18 protein-coding genes are annotated in these 17,762 nt (G+C 48.2%); 10 read left to right on the top strand and 8 right to left on the bottom strand.

The annotated features are described in order from the left end of the window. The first annotated feature begins 239 nt into the window (after nt 1-239). The 5 genes from ACGHP1_RS02950 (at nt 240) to ACGHP1_RS02970 (ending at nt 5,734) form a co-directional block, all read left to right on the top strand. Nucleotides 240-1,340, top strand: coding sequence for a TRAP transporter substrate-binding protein (locus ACGHP1_RS02950; RefSeq protein WP_223388112.1), 1,101 nt, complete (start codon nt 240-242; stop codon nt 1,338-1,340). Nucleotides 1,341-1,531: 191 nt separating this feature from the next. Next, nucleotides 1,532-1,987, top strand: coding sequence for a TRAP transporter small permease (locus ACGHP1_RS02955; RefSeq protein WP_005946464.1), 456 nt, complete (start codon nt 1,532-1,534; stop codon nt 1,985-1,987). 24 nt (nt 1,988-2,011) lie between these two features. After that, nucleotides 2,012-3,304 carry a TRAP transporter large permease gene (locus tag ACGHP1_RS02960; protein WP_005946462.1) on the top strand — a complete coding sequence of 431 codons (1,293 nt, stop codon included), beginning with the start codon at nt 2,012-2,014 and terminating at the stop codon, nt 3,302-3,304. A gap of 160 nt (nt 3,305-3,464) precedes the next feature. Next, nucleotides 3,465-4,838: a sodium-dependent transporter gene (locus ACGHP1_RS02965; protein WP_390507638.1), complete on the top strand. Its 1,374-nt coding sequence runs from the start codon at nt 3,465-3,467 to the stop codon at nt 4,836-4,838. A gap of 728 nt (nt 4,839-5,566) precedes the next feature. After that, nucleotides 5,567-5,734 carry a hypothetical protein gene (locus ACGHP1_RS02970; RefSeq protein ID WP_179858992.1) on the top strand — a complete coding sequence of 56 codons (168 nt, stop codon included), beginning with the start codon at nt 5,567-5,569 and terminating at the stop codon, nt 5,732-5,734. An 83-nt stretch (nt 5,735-5,817) separates the two neighbouring features. Here ACGHP1_RS02970 and ACGHP1_RS02975 read toward each other — a convergent pair whose 3' ends face one another. From ACGHP1_RS02975 to ACGHP1_RS03010, 8 genes are all read right to left on the bottom strand, one after another. Then, complete coding sequence (locus ACGHP1_RS02975; protein ID WP_390507641.1) at nt 5,818-7,209, bottom strand: tyrosine-type recombinase/integrase; 1,392 nt, start codon at nt 7,207-7,209, stop codon at nt 5,818-5,820. Further along, on the bottom strand, nt 7,209-8,099 hold the full coding sequence (locus ACGHP1_RS02980) for a helix-turn-helix domain-containing protein (protein ID WP_390507643.1): 891 nt from the start codon (nt 8,097-8,099) through the stop codon (nt 7,209-7,211). The genes ACGHP1_RS02975 and ACGHP1_RS02980 overlap by 1 nt, the downstream gene beginning before the upstream one ends. 88 nt (nt 8,100-8,187) lie before the next feature. After that, on the bottom strand, nt 8,188-8,433 hold the full coding sequence (locus ACGHP1_RS02985) for a helix-turn-helix domain-containing protein (RefSeq protein WP_129872578.1): 246 nt from the start codon (nt 8,431-8,433) through the stop codon (nt 8,188-8,190). Between the two features lie 30 nt (nt 8,434-8,463). Continuing rightward, nucleotides 8,464-9,249: a DUF6551 family protein gene (locus ACGHP1_RS02990; RefSeq protein WP_390507645.1), complete on the bottom strand. Its 786-nt coding sequence runs from the start codon at nt 9,247-9,249 to the stop codon at nt 8,464-8,466. After that, nucleotides 9,246-10,013: a type II toxin-antitoxin system PemK/MazF family toxin gene (locus tag ACGHP1_RS02995; RefSeq protein WP_243114914.1), complete on the bottom strand. Its 768-nt coding sequence runs from the start codon at nt 10,011-10,013 to the stop codon at nt 9,246-9,248. Before ACGHP1_RS02995 ends, ACGHP1_RS02990 begins: the two co-directional genes overlap by 4 nt. Nucleotides 10,014-10,542: 529 nt before the next feature. Continuing rightward, entirely contained in the window at nt 10,543-10,827 is a 285-nt protein-coding gene (locus tag ACGHP1_RS03000; protein WP_055192225.1) for a helix-turn-helix domain-containing protein, read from the bottom strand. 417 nt (nt 10,828-11,244) lie between these two features. Beyond that, a complete protein-coding gene (locus ACGHP1_RS03005) occupies nt 11,245-12,570 on the bottom strand; it encodes a BTAD domain-containing putative transcriptional regulator (protein WP_390507648.1) in 1,326 nt (441 codons plus the stop codon). Nucleotides 12,571-12,677: 107 nt separating this feature from the next. Beyond that, nucleotides 12,678-12,989: a helix-turn-helix domain-containing protein gene (locus ACGHP1_RS03010; protein ID WP_097780893.1), complete on the bottom strand. Its 312-nt coding sequence runs from the start codon at nt 12,987-12,989 to the stop codon at nt 12,678-12,680. Nucleotides 12,990-13,148: 159 nt separating this feature from the next. Between ACGHP1_RS03010 and ACGHP1_RS03015 the strand changes: the two genes are divergently transcribed. The 5 genes from ACGHP1_RS03015 to ACGHP1_RS03035 all read left to right on the top strand — a co-directional run bounded on the left by ACGHP1_RS03015 (nt 13,149) and on the right by ACGHP1_RS03035 (nt 17,754). Beyond that, complete coding sequence (locus ACGHP1_RS03015; RefSeq protein WP_097773966.1) at nt 13,149-13,373, top strand: hypothetical protein; 225 nt, start codon at nt 13,149-13,151, stop codon at nt 13,371-13,373. Nucleotides 13,374-13,616: 243 nt separating this feature from the next. Continuing rightward, nucleotides 13,617-14,753: a site-specific integrase gene (locus ACGHP1_RS03020; RefSeq protein WP_097780892.1), complete on the top strand. Its 1,137-nt coding sequence runs from the start codon at nt 13,617-13,619 to the stop codon at nt 14,751-14,753. A gap of 98 nt (nt 14,754-14,851) precedes the next feature. Further along, the gene (locus tag ACGHP1_RS03025; RefSeq protein ID WP_097773964.1) at nt 14,852-15,361 is read left to right on the top strand and encodes a hypothetical protein; all 510 of its coding nucleotides are present in this window, start codon (nt 14,852-14,854) and stop codon (nt 15,359-15,361) included. Then, nucleotides 15,328-17,052 carry an FHA domain-containing protein gene (locus ACGHP1_RS03030; RefSeq protein ID WP_390507653.1) on the top strand — a complete coding sequence of 575 codons (1,725 nt, stop codon included), beginning with the start codon at nt 15,328-15,330 and terminating at the stop codon, nt 17,050-17,052. The genes ACGHP1_RS03025 and ACGHP1_RS03030 overlap by 34 nt, the downstream gene beginning before the upstream one ends. Before the next feature lie 81 nt (nt 17,053-17,133). Continuing rightward, complete coding sequence (locus ACGHP1_RS03035; protein ID WP_097780890.1) at nt 17,134-17,754, top strand: FHA domain-containing protein; 621 nt, start codon at nt 17,134-17,136, stop codon at nt 17,752-17,754. Nucleotides 17,755-17,762: the final 8 nt, after the last annotated feature.

The raw sequence follows: 17,762 nt of genomic DNA on the forward strand, positions 1-17,762 counted from the left end.
TATCAGATGAAAATGAACGGGATTGTGTCATCAGATTGTAACATCTTTCACGAGAAACGGATAAGATTGTTAGTTATGCACAAAGAAACTTTACGAAGTTGGCGAAGTTTGGCTCTTGTGCGGATGTGAATTTTCTGTTACGATTAGCGTGCAATGAAAATGCTGTATACAGGGGTTGCCAAAAACTTTGCTAGAGTACAAGGCAAAACGGCACCCTTGAAACAAGGAGGAAGAAGATTATGAAAAAGATCTCTCGTCGCAATTTCCTGAAGGTGTCTGGTGCAATGGCAGCTGCAGGTGCTCTGGCAGCCTGCGGCGGTTCCGGTGCATCCACTCCGGCTGCTTCCGGCGCAGCATCCACCAGCACTGCAGCAAGTGCCGCAGCAGCCGGTGAGGACAAGTTTGCATCTCTGGGCGACTTCACCATGACCGTGGGTCATGCACAGCCCGAAGGCAACCCCCGCTTTGTTTCCATGGAGCAGTTTGCCGCCGATGTGGCAGAGGCCACCAACGGCCATGTGAAGATCGAGGTTTACGGCAACGGCCAGCTGGGCACCGAGAAGGAGATGCTGGAGCAGGTCGTGGCCGGCACCGTGCAGGGCATGCGCGGCGGTCAGTTCGACTTCAGCCCCCGTCTGCTGATGTTCACCCTGCCCTTCCTGACCAACACCCGTGCGCAGGTCACGGCTCTGCTGCAGAGCGATTTGGCACAGAAGGTGTGCGCTGAGGCCGAAGGCGAGACGGGCACCGTCATCATTAACCTGTGCGATGCAGGCGGCTACCGCCAGTTCTCCAACTCCAAGCACCCCATCAAGGCTCCCGCAGACCTGAAGGGCCTGAAGATGCGCACCAACGGTATGAAGACCATTGACATGACCTTCCAGGCAATGGGTGCTACCACCACTACCATCCCGTACTCCGACCTGTACATGGGCCTGAAGACCGGCGTTGCAGACGGTCAGGAGAACCCCTGGGTCAACGTGGAGGGCATGAAGTTCTATGAAGTGCAGAAGTACTTCACCGAGGTCAACTACCAGTTCCATCCGGACCCCTTCTATGTGAACGCAGCATGGTGGAACGGCCTGCCCGAGGAGTACCGCGATATCATTACCGAGTGCGCCACCAAGATGGGCGAGTACAACGACGAGCTGATCGACAAGAACTCCAGCGCCGCAAAGCAGACCATCGTGGATTCCGGCTGCGAAGTCTACGAGCCCTCTGCCGATGAGCTGAAGGCCTTCCAGACCGCTGTGCAGTCCGTGTACGACCAGTGTGTCACCGAGGGCATCTGCACCGCCGACGAGATCAAGGAGATGCAGGATATCGTCGCAAAGGCATAAGCAGAAACGACCAAAGGCAAAAACGGCCATGTTACGGTAAAGGCGAGAGGGCAGCCTGCGGGCTGCCCTCTGCTGTAACAGGCCAATGGAAAAAGTTGTAAAATAACCGAAAGGGGCTGAGCACCATCGAAAAGCTGAAAAAAATCGGCAAGAAGCTGTTTGACATATACTTTACCATCGGCGTGATCGCCATGGCACTGCTGGCAGCTCTTGTGATCTTTACCGTTATTGCGCGCTACTGCTTCTCCCTGAGCTGGAAGCAGCTGGCAGAGTTCAACACCACCCTGTTTGCCTTTACCACTTTCTGGGGCATGGGCATCAACGTGATCAAGGACGAGCACGTCATGATCGACATCCTTTACGACGGTGTCAAGCCTGCCCGCAAGCGCTGGCTGGCTATCGTCAATTACCTCATCGTGCTGGCTGTGGTGCTGGTGTTCACCTATCAGGGCTTCAAGTATGTGGGCGTTGCCGGTAAGCAGATCAGTCAGGGCATGGAAATCCCCATGATGTATATGTACGGCATCATGCCGGTGTGCGGCATCATCTGTGCCATCTGCGTCGTGATCAAGATCATCACCCTGTACAAGGCCGATATTTCCTACTTTGCGCCCAAGAATCAGGCGCTGAGCCGTGACGACGCATAAGCGGAAAGGGGAGAATACACAACTATGGCAATGCTCATCCTTCTGGTGCTGCTGATCTTTTTTGCCGCGCTGGGCATCCCGCTGGCTTTCGCCATCGGCGCTTCCTGTGTGACCTACATTCTGATCTATGCACCTACCTTTATTACCATGCTGCCGCAGCGCGTGTGGAACGGTGCCTACAGTGAGCTGATGATCGCTATGCCGCTGTTCATGCTGGCTGGCGAACTGATGAACACCGGCGGCATCACCCAGCGCATCATCAACTTCTGCATGGAGCTGCTGCGGCCCATCCGCGGCGGTCTGGGCGAAGTGAACATCGTGGCTTCCATGATCTTTGGCGGTATTTCCGGCTCCTCTGTGGCCGATACCTCGGCTCTGGGTTCCATCCTGATCCCCGCCATGGAGAAGGAAGGCTACCCGCCGGAAGCTTCTGCCGGTATCACGGTGGCATCCTCTACCATGGGCATGATCATCCCGCCCTCCACCCCCATGATCGTTTACTCCATGATCTCCGGTGCATCGGTGGGTGCGCTGTTCGTGGCAGGTGCCGTGCCCGGCATCCTGATCGGCCTGACCCAGCTGGTGCTGGTGTACATCATCAGCGCCAAGAAGGGCTGGCATCCGGAAAAGATCAAGTTTGACGGCAAGCGCGCCGCCAAGAGCCTGCTTTCCGGCATTCCTGCCCTCATCATGCCGCTGTTCATCATCATCTGCGTTTCCTTCGGCGTGTGCACTGCATCCGAAAGTGCCGGTGTGGCCGTGCTGTATTCCATGCTGGTGGGCTTCTTCGTCTACAAGGAGCTGACATGGAAGGGTGTCTGGGAGGCTTTGAAAAAGACCCTGATCTCTTCTTCCTCCATCATGCTCATCATCGGCTTTACCACCATCTTTACATGGGTGCTGACCATGCAGAAGGTGCCGCAGACGGTGGGTGCCTTCTTCATGTCCCTGAACATGCCCGCATGGGCCATTGCACTGATCTTTGATGTGCTGATCCTGATGATCGGCACCTTCATCGATGTCAGCCCGGCCATCCTGCTGCTCACCCCCATCCTGCTGCCGGTCATGGTGCAGTACGGCTTCTCGCCGCTGCAGTTCGGTGCCATGATGATCACCGGTCTGGCCATCGGTCTGGTCACTCCGCCGGTCGGCATGTGCCTGAACGCCTGCAACAAGATCAACCGTATGCCCATCATCGAGATCTTCAAGGGCGCAGCGCCCTACGTGATCTGCAACGTGATCGTTCTGATCTCCATCAGCCTGTGGGGCCCGCTTACTACCGCCCTGCCGCAGCTGCTGGGCTACAGCATCTTCTGAGAGCAACGCGTATACCTCTTATAAAAAACAGGCAGCGCTCCCTTGCGGGGCGCTGTTTGTTTTTTTGCACGCAAACAGGCGGAACCGTTGTATTTGACGGACAGATATGGTACACTAAGGCCACTTGTGTATAGGAATATAGGAAAAGAGGAATTAAATCATGGATACGCAAAAACAAAAGCGCAGCGCCTTTTCCGGCAAGATCGGCTTTGTGCTGTCGGCCGCAGGCGCTTCGGTGGGTCTGGGCAACATCTGGCGGTTTCCGTACCTCGCCGCGAAATACGGCGGCGGCATTTTTCTGCTGGTGTACATCGTGCTGGCTGTCACCTTTGGCTACACGATGATCGTGGCCGAAACGGCACTGGGCCGCATGACCCACAAAAGCCCGGTGGGTGCCTTTGGCGCCTTTGGCAAAAAGGGCGGCCTGCGGTTCGGCGGCTGGATCAATGCGGTCATCCCTATTCTGATCGTGCCGTACTATTCGGTCATCGGCGGCTGGGTCATCCGCTATCTGTCGGAGTATATCAGCGGCCATGGCAGTGAGCTTTCGCAGGACGGTTATTTTTCCAATTTCATTTCCAGCGGACTGTCGGCAGAGGTGTGCTTTCTGATCTTCACGGCCTTTACGCTGGCCATCATCTTTGCCGGTGTGCGCAACGGCGTGGAGCGTGTTTCCAAGGTGATGATGCCGGTGCTGGTGGTACTTTCGGTGGTCATTGCAGGCTATTCGGTCACGCGCCCGGGCGCACTGGCCGGTGTCAGATATTTTCTGGTGCCGAACGTGGCAAATTTTTCCTGGATGACGGTGGTCACGGCCATGGGCCAGATGTTCTATTCGCTGTCCATCGCTATGGGCATTCTGGTCACCTTTGGCTCCTATATGAAGAAGGATGTCTCCATTGAGGATTCCACCGAGAACGTGGAACTGTTCGACACGGCCATTGCCATCATGGCGGGCCTGATGATCATTCCGGCGGTGTTCTCCTTCTCCGGCGGCGACCCGGACACCCTGCAGGCCGGCCCGGCGCTGATGTTCATTACCATCCCCAAGGTGTTCGAGAGCATGGGCTTTGGCCATGTGGTGGGCATCCTGTTCTTTTTGCTGGTGCTGTTTGCAGCCGTGACCAGCTCCATTGCCCTGACCGAGAGCGCTGTCTCCACCTTTGAGGACGAGCTGGGCTGGAGCCGCGAGCGCGCAACGGCACTGATCGGCCTGATCATGGTGGCGCTGGGCAGCCTTTCGGCACTGGGCTATGGCCCGCTGGCGGGCGTGACGGTGTTCGGAATGCAGTTTCTGGATTTCTTCGATTTCCTCACCAACTCTGTCATGATGCCCATTGCAGCCATTGCTATCTGCCTGCTGGTGTCCCGCGTGATCGGCGTGCAGAAGATCGAAGAAGAGGTGACGCTGGGCGGCAAGCCCTTCCGCCGTAAAAAGATCTTCAACTTCATGATCCAGTATCTGTGCCCCATCTTTGCGGCCATTATCCTGATCAGCTCTGTGGCAAATGCTCTGGGCTGGATCGCAATGTAAAAACAGAAAAGCGCAGAAGGTGTTTCTCAAAGGAAGCCTTCTGCGCTTTTTTGTATGTCCAAAAGGTTTTCTTATGCTGTGAAGTTGCATAAAGCATAGAAAACGGCGATTTTGGCCTCAATTAGCTGGAAGCCTGATTTTATTAGCTGAAACCGAAAATTCTGCTAATGGCATTCGCTGGCTAATTTTGGCGATCGGTTCAAAATGAAAAATGCGAAGATCGTTTTTCACATGGAAAAATGACCTTCGCATTTTCTTAAAATGGCGTCCCCGCCCGGATTCGAACCGGGGGCCTCAGGCTTAGGAGTAGGGGCTGAAGCCATAAATCCTAGGCAAAAGTAGGTAAAACAAGTAACGTTTTATCAATTGATTTTTTGTTGCGCTGTCAATCTGAGTAAAGAACACAAACCCCGAAATAAAACGAGTAAAAGGCTTTTCATTAGCAGAAAATTAGCAGAGCTAATGAAAAGTGGAAGGTTCATTGTAAAATGCCCACCTTTCATTAGCTGGGAAGTGTACGTTTCCCTACGGATATTTGCTTGTTTAGCATTCGTGAACCAGACCATACAGCCGTAGCTGGTGTGATGGACAAATGTTTTCAATAGAAAAAGACCAGAGCTTTCTGCGAGAAAACTCTGGTCTATGTAACAGTGCGAATGGAAATGCGCATTGTCTTGTAAAAGGAAGGGGCTTATGGTATTCTTACTTTAAGTAAGGGAGTGGCAACGATGTGCAGAGCATTTGAAGAAGTACGAGAAGAAACAAAGCATGAGCAGTCGATTGAAATTGCAAAATCTTTGCTAGAAGTTGGAAAAATGACCTATGAAGAAATTGCTCGGTCGGTTCAGCTTCCTGTTGAAGAAGTAAAGGCACTGGATACAAAGAAACCCGCCTGATCTTAATTCAGTCAAGATATTCTTAAAAACAAACAGCGGCAGTTTTCCAAATCGGAAAGCTGTCGCTGTTTATGTATAGAGGATTATAAGTTCTTTGCAAGATTTTTGATGAGTTCGGCCATAGAGGGGTTAGCCAGCAATTTGGTAAGTGCTGCTGCCGCGTCGGCATCGACCGCGCTGTTTTCAGGGATGGGCTGCGCTGTTTGAGGGGGCATTTCAGGCTCGGCTCCTTGGTGCTGGTAGAAGAAATCATCAAAACGCTGTGCATTCAGACGCCGATCATCATCCAAGATATGTGCATACTGCTCTGTGACCATCGAAGCCTGTGCATGGCCGGAGTCACCCTGAACAGCTTTGATATCACCGCCGTTCAGTTTGAGTTTGTATGTAATACTGGAGTGTCGGAAGCTGTGAAAGACCACTTTGGGAAGATCGTTTTTCTCAATCAGTTTCTTCAATGCACCGTTGATGGTAGACTGCTCGGTTGGCATTCCCAATGGGCCGGCAACCACAAGATTGTAGTCGGTATATTCTGCACCCAGTGCTTCCTTTGTCATATCCTGCTCTGCTTTGAATTCAACGAGCATTTCAGCGACCGTTTTGGGCAGGAAGATGGTTCGGATACTGCTATCCGTTTTAGGACTTTTCAGAACCTGAACCGTAGTGCAGCGGGAACTCAGCGATGGAAAACGGGTGATAACATTTTTGTTTTCCAATGCGTTCAGTGAAGCAACGTCCACACGCTGCAATTCCTTATTTATGTAAATGGAGGCTCGCCCGGCTTCGATACTTTCAGGGGAGATATCTACACAATCCCAAGTCAGACCGAGCAGCTCGCCCAAACGCAGGGAGCAAGAGAACGAGAGGTTGATGCACAGCCGCAGCTTCGGATCATCACAAACTTTCAAAGCACGGAACAGCGTTTCGGCTGTCCAGATATCACGTTTCTTGGAAGTGTACTTGGGCAGGGTAGCGTAAATGCAGGGATTCTTTTCCATGAGTTCCCATTTTACAGCCTGCTCAAAGGCACTCCGCAGAATCTTATGAACCGAACGGACTGTACCGGGGGAAACAAACTGGTGCTTCCGCTTCCCACACATAGGGTCAGCAGCCTCATATTTGAGCAGCCGCTGATAATACCCCTCGATCACACGAGTGGAGATATCCTGCAGCTTCATCGAGCCGATGAGCGGAGCTATGTAATTGGCAATCAGTGCAGTGTTTGCCTGATAGGTTGAAAGTGCCCATTTGCTTTTTCCATAGAGGGCAACATATTCAGGAAGCAGGTCGTTAAGGGTTTTGCACTGCGGAACTACAAAGGTTCCAACTGATTCCTTGTATTCGACCTCTTTCTTGCGATTCTTGGCATCCGAAAGATCGGTGAAGGTTTCCCACTTCTGCTTGGGGGTGCCATTTGCATCCTTATAGGAATAGACAACACAGAAATTATTGTTGCGCTTGATAATGCTGGCCATTATGTATCTCCTTCCACTTTACGTTTGGATTTCAGAACATCATCGAATACATCTTTTCGGACGCGTTTTGCCCGCCCTACATCAATTGTGGGGATTCCTTCCTCACGAATCCATGTTACAAGCGTGGTGCGGCTGACACCATAGAAATCCTGAATCTCCTGAAAACTGTAATACTTTTCGCTTTTAGGGCATTTCAGTTCCAGCGGTGGTTCTTCATGCGCTTCCATGACCGGTTCTTGAAGTCGATATGTAGATTGGCTGTTGAGCCATATTTCAAAACTTGTTTTGGTAATGCGCCGCCTGTCGGCCACGCGCTCGATAACGAAACAGTCTCGGTATTTTTTACAGTCGAGAATCCAGTAGACCTTTTCTCTTGGAATACCGAGCAGTTTTGCCATTTCTGGGATGGAGATGGTTTGTGCTTCAATCTCCCGGTCACGCTCTCGATCAGCCGCAGTGCGGTGGCGGCTTTGCGACCGATACCAACGCTCAAATTCCTCTTTTGGAATCCGCATCCAGAAGTCTACCGTTTCTGCTTTCAACTTGCCCTGACGGATGAGTGTATAGACAGTGTCAGAGTCTACCTTTAATATTTCAGCAACTTCCAAAACAGAATATGACCGCTTGCAAAGTTCCTCGCCCGGTGGAGGACCATTGACCTTATGGTATTTGACCTGATTGGCGTACCATTTTTCAAAACTGGAAATAACGATACGCATTTTGTCGTTTATCAGAATGACTTCAAAGAAATTCTTATGAAGCAGCCAATAGCTATCTGTTTTGCCGAGACCGAGAAGATGCTGCATCTCACGAACCGACATGGTTGTTTTAGCGGTGGTAGGTTCAGCTTTTCCGTATAAGGGAGCCGAAACATTCTGCACATCATCCATGAAGGACACCTCCATCTATGTAAAAATTTAGCCGGGATTTCTCGTCCCGGCTAGAGAATAGCAGATTTCTCTTGAAATGTTGAGGATGTCAAACAGCAGGATTGGGTTCGATACTGCCATCGTTCAGCCACGCATCGAAGCTGGTTTTGGAGATACGATAGGCACCACCAACTTTGAACCAGCGGAATTCATTCTGCTTCAGCAGACGACAGACGGTGGGGCGGCTTAAAATCAGCATTGCCATCAGATCTTCGATCGTGTAACAGCGGGTATCCTGTACTACGGGCGTGGGGGTGGAAGATGCAGTAGGTATTTTTTCTTCGCAATTATTCATTGGATAAAACCTCTTTGATTATACATTAAGTTAAAACTTGAGCGGCAGTGCGGCCCGGCGGCTTCCACCATTATAAATAGTATAGACCTGCTGAAGGTACTTCGTCTTGCCGGGAAGGCTTACGCCTGCGGTTCGAGCAAGGCGAAAAATCGTGAACGCATCGACCTGCCGCAGTTTGGCAATCAAGCGGCCTTTGTTATATTCGGAGTGATACAGTTCTACAAAGCGGCAGATGCCGAGCAGGTTTGTGGAACTCATGGAATCAGGTTCGCCGTTCCAAGCGTTCAGCAAAATATCAAGGGATTCGATATACAGTTCCGGACCCAGCCGGATGAATTCGTGATAGGCGGTTGCAATGCAGCTGATCCGCTGTTTGCCTCGGCCTTCTTCAAAAGAAAGATGAACGCCAGCCAATTCGGTGGCCTGCTGGAATGCAACGGCAGCAGGCTCGCCTGCAAAAATCAGGGCACGGAGCTTCTGCCCGGCACTCAGCCGTTCCGAAATGCCTGTCTGCTGTGCAAACAGGAGGGCTTCTTCCTGCTCGGTCATGTTAAAGTAGACCTTGCAACGAATTTGCAAATCATCACCACCGTTCAGGAACTTCCGGGCAGCGATGGTGTTCTGCCCGTCCATCACATAGTAGTGACCATCCCGGAAGCTGATTTTCGGCTCATTGGCAACCCGCTCGTCAAATTCTTTTGCGATGCGGGCAACACGAGCGGGGTGAAGAGCGCGCTGGTAAGTATCGCGCGGAACGATCAGCTCACTGCTGTTCAGGCACATCTCATGGTAAGGTTTTACAACTGCGTTCATCATAAAGGAACCTCCTTCTTCTTTTGCAGAAAATCAATTCCTGATTGGATAATCGAACCGATTTTCTTCTTTTCGTTATCGGATAAGCGGAAACTGGAATACCGTTCATAACAGATATTCCAGCGGAACATAAGCGATTGAAGTGCATCATCCAGTTCTGCAACCATGAACTCAACAGAAGATTCCGTCGGGGTGGAGAGCATCCTTTCCGATATCTGCTCAATGCTATGTAGATCGCCTTTTGTGTGCTTGGCGAGAGCAGGGGGCTGACTGTTCAGCACCCGAAGATTTTGAAACTGCTGAGAGAGCAGTTCTTTTGCAGCAGCAAGGACATCCTCCTGCGGAGGAGCCGTAAGGTATTTTCGGAATGACTTGTATCCAATGAACCCAAAGCTGTATTGCAGACACACTGACACTTGCCGCATTTCATATTTGGACAGGTGCCCAATGTAGCTTAACACTCTGGATTTATCTGCGGGGCGCGGGCTTTCGCAAATCGCCATAGATGGCGCACTCAAAAAACGATTGTGCAGAATAAAATGCGTTGGCATATTTCGCTTTTTGATCTGTGTTGTCAGCGGAACGACCAGAAGAACATTGGAATAAAAATTACCGTCATCGTTCTGGACAACAATGGCAGGTCGGATGCCGCCTTGCTCGGAACCGCTGTAAGGATTCAGATCCATCATGTAGACATCCCCGCGCTTGTACATCCAGTTTGCGGGCATAGGCGGATACTCTTTCTCTTTTTTGCCTCGTGTTGCCAATTTAGATTTCTCCTCTCTATCCGTATATGTAACAGTGGGCTGCTCGCACAGCCCACCCTACTATCTCAAACAGCAAAAATGCTGTGATTTATAGTTCTATACCTTTCCGTATTTGTCCCCGACATCCCCGGAAAACGAAAACTCAGTTTTCGTGTGGGAAATCTTTCAGCCGTCCGGCAGCGTACCGAATCCATAGGGTTCTCACCTCTCCGTGGTTCTCACCGAGCTGCCCGAAGGCAGAAGTATCATTATTCTGTGATGGCTCTTAGCTATGGAGAAGCTGTCATCCATTTACCGTCAACCTACCGCTCATTCCCTCAGTGGGAGATCATCGCATTTGTTACGGACGTGGCTCATCATCACAGGAATGTGACTGAAGAATGCGTGTTCAATTTTCAAGGGGCGGATGCCAGATGTTGTCTGGCTTGCTTATAGTATAGCGGCTCAAATTGTGAAATGCGTGGGCCTCGTAGGCCTACCTTGTAGGCTTAGTAGGCCTATTTTTGGAAGAAAATTCCAAACCCTGAAATTACAGCAGTTGCTTTATGGAAGAAAGAATGCTGATGGCAGTGTCGATTTCCTCTTTGGCAAAATCATTAGAAGGGCCAATACCGGTTAAAAGAAAGTCCGTGCTGGTGTGCAACTCATTTGAGAGATCAATAAGAAGTTCTAAGGAGCAAGCAACTGTGCCACGCTCAATTCGGCTAATATGACCTTTATTTACATTTACTCGATATGCAAGCTCATCTTGGGTAAGATTGCGAACTTTCCGAAGATTGCTGACACGCTGACCAAATTCTTTCATACTGAACATAATGAAGATCCTTTCCGCCGGATGCGGAGGTTGAGGACACTTCACTGTGGGGCAGTTTACGGGCTTTTCTCAGCGAAAAAAAGACGCATTAAAAGAAAAGGTTACCGATACCTTTCCATCCGAAAATGGAAAGCAGTATAAGTATCCTCGGCCTTTAATGCATCTCAGGCTTTCGATATGTTTTTATTCGGACGAATCGAAAGCCTTGGAAAATTGCCAAAAAAGAAAAACCTCGTGTGGTAGCTTACAAGGCAGCGATTCGTGCCGTATAAGCATATCACACGAGGGTCTTACGAAAGTCTTATGAACATCTCACAAAAGTCACATAGGGCCATTTTTATCCTATTTAGGGAATCTCCTGAAAAATTTTATGTCACATGAAAGTCTCTTGAACATCTCATGAAGGTCTTATGAGAATTATTCGCAGCTATCACCTAATGAAGTACACAATTCTTTATATTCTTCGGTGGTGAGGTGCTGCTTTGCTAATTGATACTCGTTTGAGGCCAATTCATCCATTCCTTGAACTTTAAGGGAGTGAATCAGCCAGTAGTATCCTCTGGAGTTTTCAGGGACGATTGCCAGAGACCTTGCAGCATACTGATTCAGCAAATCATAAGAATGCAGCGCATTCAGTTGCTTCAGGAGTTCATTCACGGCGCCAACATAAGCAATATGGTACTTTGCCGCAAACTGAATAAGCCAATGCTCCCCGTCAGCAGAAGAAAGAATTTTTCCACAATAGAGGTCGATTGCATTTTTTAACAGTTCTACCCGGTTGATAACGGAAGATGCTTTCGAGGCCAACTGGATAAGATCGTCAAATTGCTGATAGTCTGTCATGATATGAAGATCGGGGTTAAATTGATAACCGGAAGCTGTAGATACAATAAGTTCTTTTTCTGAAATAAGACCAAATGTTTGCCGGAGGCGATAAATCAGATTTCTCATATTCTTAGCAGGATTCGTTGAATCATCAGGCCAAAGAGCTTGCGCAATTTCCAGCGATGAGTGCGCTTTCTTACCTGAAATCAAAAGATAGGTTAGCAAGCGGCTGATTTTTGGGGATTTCAGATCGGCTTCTCGCAGGATGCCGTGGGAGGTGTAAATCTTCAGTTCGCCAAAGAGACTGACAAAAACATCATGGCTGCTCTCGATGCTTTCTGGAGCGAAAGCCATGTTCAGACCGTCATTCATCTTTTTGTCTTTGTAAGCAACGAGAAGAACATACGCCAACAGCCGCAGAATACTCGTTTCGGAAATGTACCGCTTGGGATTGCGTACCGCAAGTAGAGCGACAGGGCGTGGCTCCAGAGAAGCACCAAGGACAGATCGGATTCCCAGACGCTGATAGAGATTATACTCCGCAGGATAGGTGTTTTTTACTTCTTCTGCATCAGGAACGATCATCGGTTTCCCATGGCGCACGGCCTGTACCCATCGGTCAAGAAATTCAGCAGATTCAAACTCCTCCGTCAAGATGGTTGTTTTATCTTCAGAACTATCATTATACCACCAGAACGGTGTCCAGATTTTCAAGTCCAAATCAACTTGGATAAGACCACACCAATCGGCATCGTAGAATTTGCACGCTGCCTTTAGAATCTGTCGGGCAACTTCTTCTGGCGAATGTTGGTCATAGCATAGTTGAGCTTCCAAAGCCTTCACAGTGTGTTCAATGTCAAGCGCACGCTGAATATCATCAAAACTGCGTTCTTCGTATTCCGATGTAGACTGCAACATGATAATGCCTCCAACAAAAAGCACAGCATTTTAGCTTCATCCGCTCTATACGGTGAAGTCAAATGCTGTGCTGTATTTTATCATGCAACCGCAAGAGCTGAATGAAATTACTTTTTTACGATGGTTTTGATAAATGTAGCAAGTGCATTTATCTGCTCGGAATCGAATTGCTGGAGTTGATCGGTAAGAGCATTCATTCCATTGGAAGGTTCCTCACTGAAATTGAAAAATTCCTGTGGAGTTACGTTGAGGTACTCACATATATAAAAGAAGTTCGACATGGTAGGAAAGGTAGTTCCACATTCGATTGCACGAATATATCCGGGATTTTGCCCAATGGAAAGACTCATGTCTCTCGCAGATACTCCCTTTTTCGTGCGCAGTTCAGCGAGCCGCTTGGAAAACTGTTCTTCGTACATGAGCAACCACCATCCTTCTTTACTCTATTGTAGTCTAGAGGACAGTCAAAAATGAGCGGTTGAATCTACAATTTTTGATTGATATAATCAATCGCTTGTGATAGACTGGACACAAGGCCGATAACCATTGAGACCGTAAGTTAAGAGACTTTCAATAAAATGGAGCAGAAAATGATTGATTTAAGTGAAGTTAGTTATAGAGAGATTTTAGATTGCATAGTAGATGCCAGTCTAGGAAGGCTCTCTCCTTATTTTCAGGAATATGCTCGCCATGAAATAACTTCTTTAGCTAATGCAGATGGAGAATTGCCACAAGCAGCTGTGATTTTGCAAGATGTTCTTGAGCGATTGTTAAACGAAATTCCACAGATTTCAGATGAGTAAGAAAAACAGCCATGAGCGTTCGTGGTGCTCATGGCTGTGCTTTTCATATCGCAGAGTACCCTACTCTACGACAATATTTTCTCTTAAATTTTACTGCCAATTCAGCTATCGGTCAAGGGAAATCAGTCCAAAAGCCAAGAAATTTCGGAAATAATGTTTGGAACAATCGACAGTTTTGCCAAAAACATTACAATTTGATTGTATACTCCGTCAAATAGACCGTCAAACGAAAGGAATTAACACATGGCAAGAAAAGGATTGAACATCTATAAACGAAAGGATGGCCGATGGGAAGCTCGATACATAAAATCACGAAATACGCAAGGGAAACCGCGATATGGCTATCTATATGCGACTTCTTACCATGAAGTTCGAAACAATTTACAAAGAGTTATTCAAGCTATGAATACTTATGATGCTGAAAAAGTCCCTGCTACAAATTGTAAATTCATGGGCTTTTCTGCTATATGGCTTGAAAATTCATCGACCAGTTTGAAGGAATCAACGTATATTCGCTACCGCACTTTACTAAATTGCTATCTTATGCCATCATTCCAGCAATTAGAGATATCAGAGATTACAAGTGAGCAAGTCTGTACCTTTTGTAAGGAGCTGGAAAAGCATGGAAAAAAAGATGGAACAGGGCTGTCCCCTAAAACAATTTCAGATATTCTTTCTGTTTTGAGGAGAATTCTGCATTATGCACAGGATCAAAATATTTCTATCGATGTGACTGCTTTCAACATAAGGGTCAAACAGACTCCAAAGGTAATGGAAATCTTAAGTCTGTCCGAGCAGACAACCTTACAGGAATATCTAGTGAATCAGCTTGACTCTCTTAATCTTGGAATTCTCATCTGTCTATACACAGGAATCCGAGTTGGTGAGTTATGTGCGCTGACATGGGAGAAAATCTCTTTTTCTGATAAGACAATCTGCATCTGTCAAACGATGCAGCGTATACAAAAGCGTACTTCAGAAAACAAAAAGACACATATCATAATCGCTGCACCTAAAAGTAGCTCAGCAAACCGTGTGATTCCCATTCCGAACACTTTACTAAAGATTTTGAGTCAATATCCAATGGAGAAAACTGGATATTTTTTAAGCGGGTCGTTATCAGAAGTAGTCGAGCCTCGTCGTATCCAGTACCGTTTTCATAAAATTCTTAAGAAATGTGGCATAGATAGGAAGAATTTTCATGTTTTACGTCATACATTTGCTACTCGTTGCGTTGAGGCTAATATCGACATTAAAACACTAAGTGAAATTTTAGGACATTCATCTGTTAGCATTACGATGAATCGATATGTTCATCCCTCATTGAGTCTAAAGCGAAATAGTATGGAGAAGCTTGCTGATTTCATCGCCGTCAAATAATCCGTCAATTTCAAAAAGTCAGCGCATAATCGTATTTTTGCAAAACAATTCGCAGAGTAGGGTACTCTGCGAAAATCCGGAAAAGGAGAAGATGTACGATGGCAATCAGGCAATGCACAAGGCATCATTTCTATGATGATGAAAAGTATAAGGTCTGCCCGATTTGTCTTTCGCTGTCTTCCCAAAACCATGAGAACGAAGATAGGACTGTAGCTTATACAACACCACTCGATAATGTGGCAGACAAGACAATCGGCTATCAGGCACTGAAGGATGATGTTGTGGCAAAACCAACCGTTGGATGGGTCGTTTGTGTAAAAGGAAAAAACTGCGGACGGGATTGGCGATTACACGAAGGGCGGAACGATATTGGAACAGCAGTGAATGCAGAGGTTCCGATTCAGTTGACAGGGCAGGAATGCGGATGTGCCTGCTCAGTCATTTATGATGGAAAACACAAAGAATTTATACTGGTTCCCGGTGAGGTTTCGCTGGTTTATCTGAATGGGCAGCTGCTTTCGGAGCCACAGCTATTAGCAGATGGTGATCAGATGTGTGTGGGAGAGGAACAGTTATGTTTTCAAAGTTTTTGCGGAGAATATCGGTAGCGGTCATTGGCGTCATATTTTTGCTGGGGGCATTCAGCGGAATGTCGCTTTGTGCAAAAGCGCAGTCACCCGGTACCGGGGAACTTGAAGTTTTTCAAATCGAACAGGTCCGAGCAGAGATGCCGCAGATTCAGGTTTATGTGCGGGGCGTGAATGCGAATGAGGCTTGTGAAGCGTATTTGGATGGAAACGCTTTAACTAGCACAGGGAACCAGTCATTGGATGAAAACGGCACTTCCTATCTGATCATGCTGGATATATCGGGTTCAATTACTTCGGAATACTTTCTAGCTGCCAAAAAACAAGTTGAGGAACTTGCGCAGAATCTTGGACCAAAGGACAAAATCACATTGATCACCTTTGGAGATACCGTTAAAATGCAGGTTTCGGACAGCCAGAATGCGGATGAGATCTCGAAAATACTGGCGTTGTTACAGGCAAAAGATAAAAAAACAAACCTTTACCGGGCGTTTGATCAGTGCCTGAAATATGTAGAGGCTGAATCACAGAAGGAGCGTCAGATCGTTCTGGTCATCTCAGACGGCATTCAGGATACAGGGGATGCGGGCATCACGCAGGAAGAACTTGAAACACGGCTGACACAGGCAAGTATGCCGGTATATGCGTTTTGTGTGGATACGGCAGATCGGCAGTCACGGGATGGGCTGGGGACATTTGCGCGCACTACGGGAGGCGAACTTTTTGTATTTGGCCCACAGAATGCAGCTCAGGTATGGCAAAAGTGGAAAGAATGGCTGAATCAAACCGTTTGTCTTGGATTTGAGAGCACTGCAAATTATGCTGATGGGGAACTGCACACACTGCTCCTGAAAGAAACAGCCGGAGCGCAAAGCGATACAAGGCAGATTCGGATCACAAACTGGCTGGTGGATGATGTTGCACCAGAGGTCATATCGTTCCGATACGACAATGAAAAAAATACGATCGAAATCGAATTTTCGGAGCCTGTTCTCGGCGCGGACAAAGCAAATGCTTATAGACTGAAGCGAAATGAGAAAACGCAAGAGATCAAGGGTGTCGTAGTCAAAGAAAAGCGCTGCTATCAACTGGTTTTGCCGGACGATCTCCCGCAGGGCGACTATACCTTGGAAATGTATGGCATCTGTGATGATTCGATGGAAAAAAATCCATTGAAAGAAAGCAGCCTTGATTTTTGTAAGCCATTTGAGCTGAGGGATGCTGGCTGGTATATCTTGGGCGGCGGAATTCTGCTTCTTCTTTTTATCGTAATATTCCTTTGGATAAAAAGAAAGAAAAACAGGGTAGAACAGCCTGTTGAAACGCAGAAAGTTGAATATGAGATTCAGCATGTTGTTACTGAACCGAAGGCTGTAATCTCATCTGCAGGAGAAAACTCCAGTTCGGTTAAAATGCTTATGGAGCTTGTAAGCGGTGCACAGGCTGGGCGGCAGATCGAATGCACGATATATAAAAGTGCGATTTGGGGTCGCAGCAAAGAAATGTGTGATGTTTCTTTTGACGACCCGCGGATCTCAAAGCAGCACTGTGTCTTTGAGGTGCGGGAATGCGGCGTGGTGCTTTCTGACCTGAACTCACACAATGGAACTTACGTCAATGGAATAAAGATTCCAGCGGAACATCTGCTTCATGTTGGGGATACGCTCCAACTGGGAAATATCGTTCTGCGTGTGATTCAACTTGCAAGATGAATGGAGCACACCCGATGATTCAGCGGCAGAATTTGTCTGTCGAGGATATAAAAACATTTTTATTTTGAGGAGGCCCCTATTATGACTTTGGTGAAATGTCCGAATGGCCACTATTATGATTCTTCCCGCTTTGGCAACAACTGCCCCCACTGCGGCATGAGCGGAGCTGCTAGTATCGGCGCAGACCAGACCACTGTGCCGCTGAATATTCCGGATGCGCCCCAGCCCGCCAATGAGGTAACGGAGCCGCTGACTGTTTCTCAGCCTGTGGTTTCTCAGCCTGCAAATGTGACTGCACCGACAGTAAGCGATGATGACCGCACCCTGCCTGTGACCGCAGATATGTTGGACGGTATGGTAGAAAAGCCGGCACCAGTGGTCGGCTGGCTGGTTTGCACCGACGGTGTAAATAAGGGCACGGATTACCGCCTGCATCAGGGCCGCAACTTTGTTGGTCGTTCGCCTGAGATGGATGTTTGCATTCTGGGAGATAATACGGTGTCTCGCAGCTCGCATGCGATCGTAGTGTACGATCCCCGTAGCAATGTGTATCTGGCGCAGCCGGGCAGCTCGAAGGAACTGTTCTATGTGAACGACAAGCTGGTGCTGAACCCGGTCGAACTCAAGACTATGGATCTGTTGAACATTGGTGACACCAAGCTGATGTTTGTTCCTCTGTGCGGAGAGCAGTTTCACTGGTAAGCTGAAAG

The organism is Faecalibacterium sp. i21-0019-B1 (assembly GCF_042852915.1).
GTDB classification, from domain to species: domain Bacteria; phylum Bacillota; class Clostridia; order Oscillospirales; family Ruminococcaceae; genus Faecalibacterium; species Faecalibacterium taiwanense.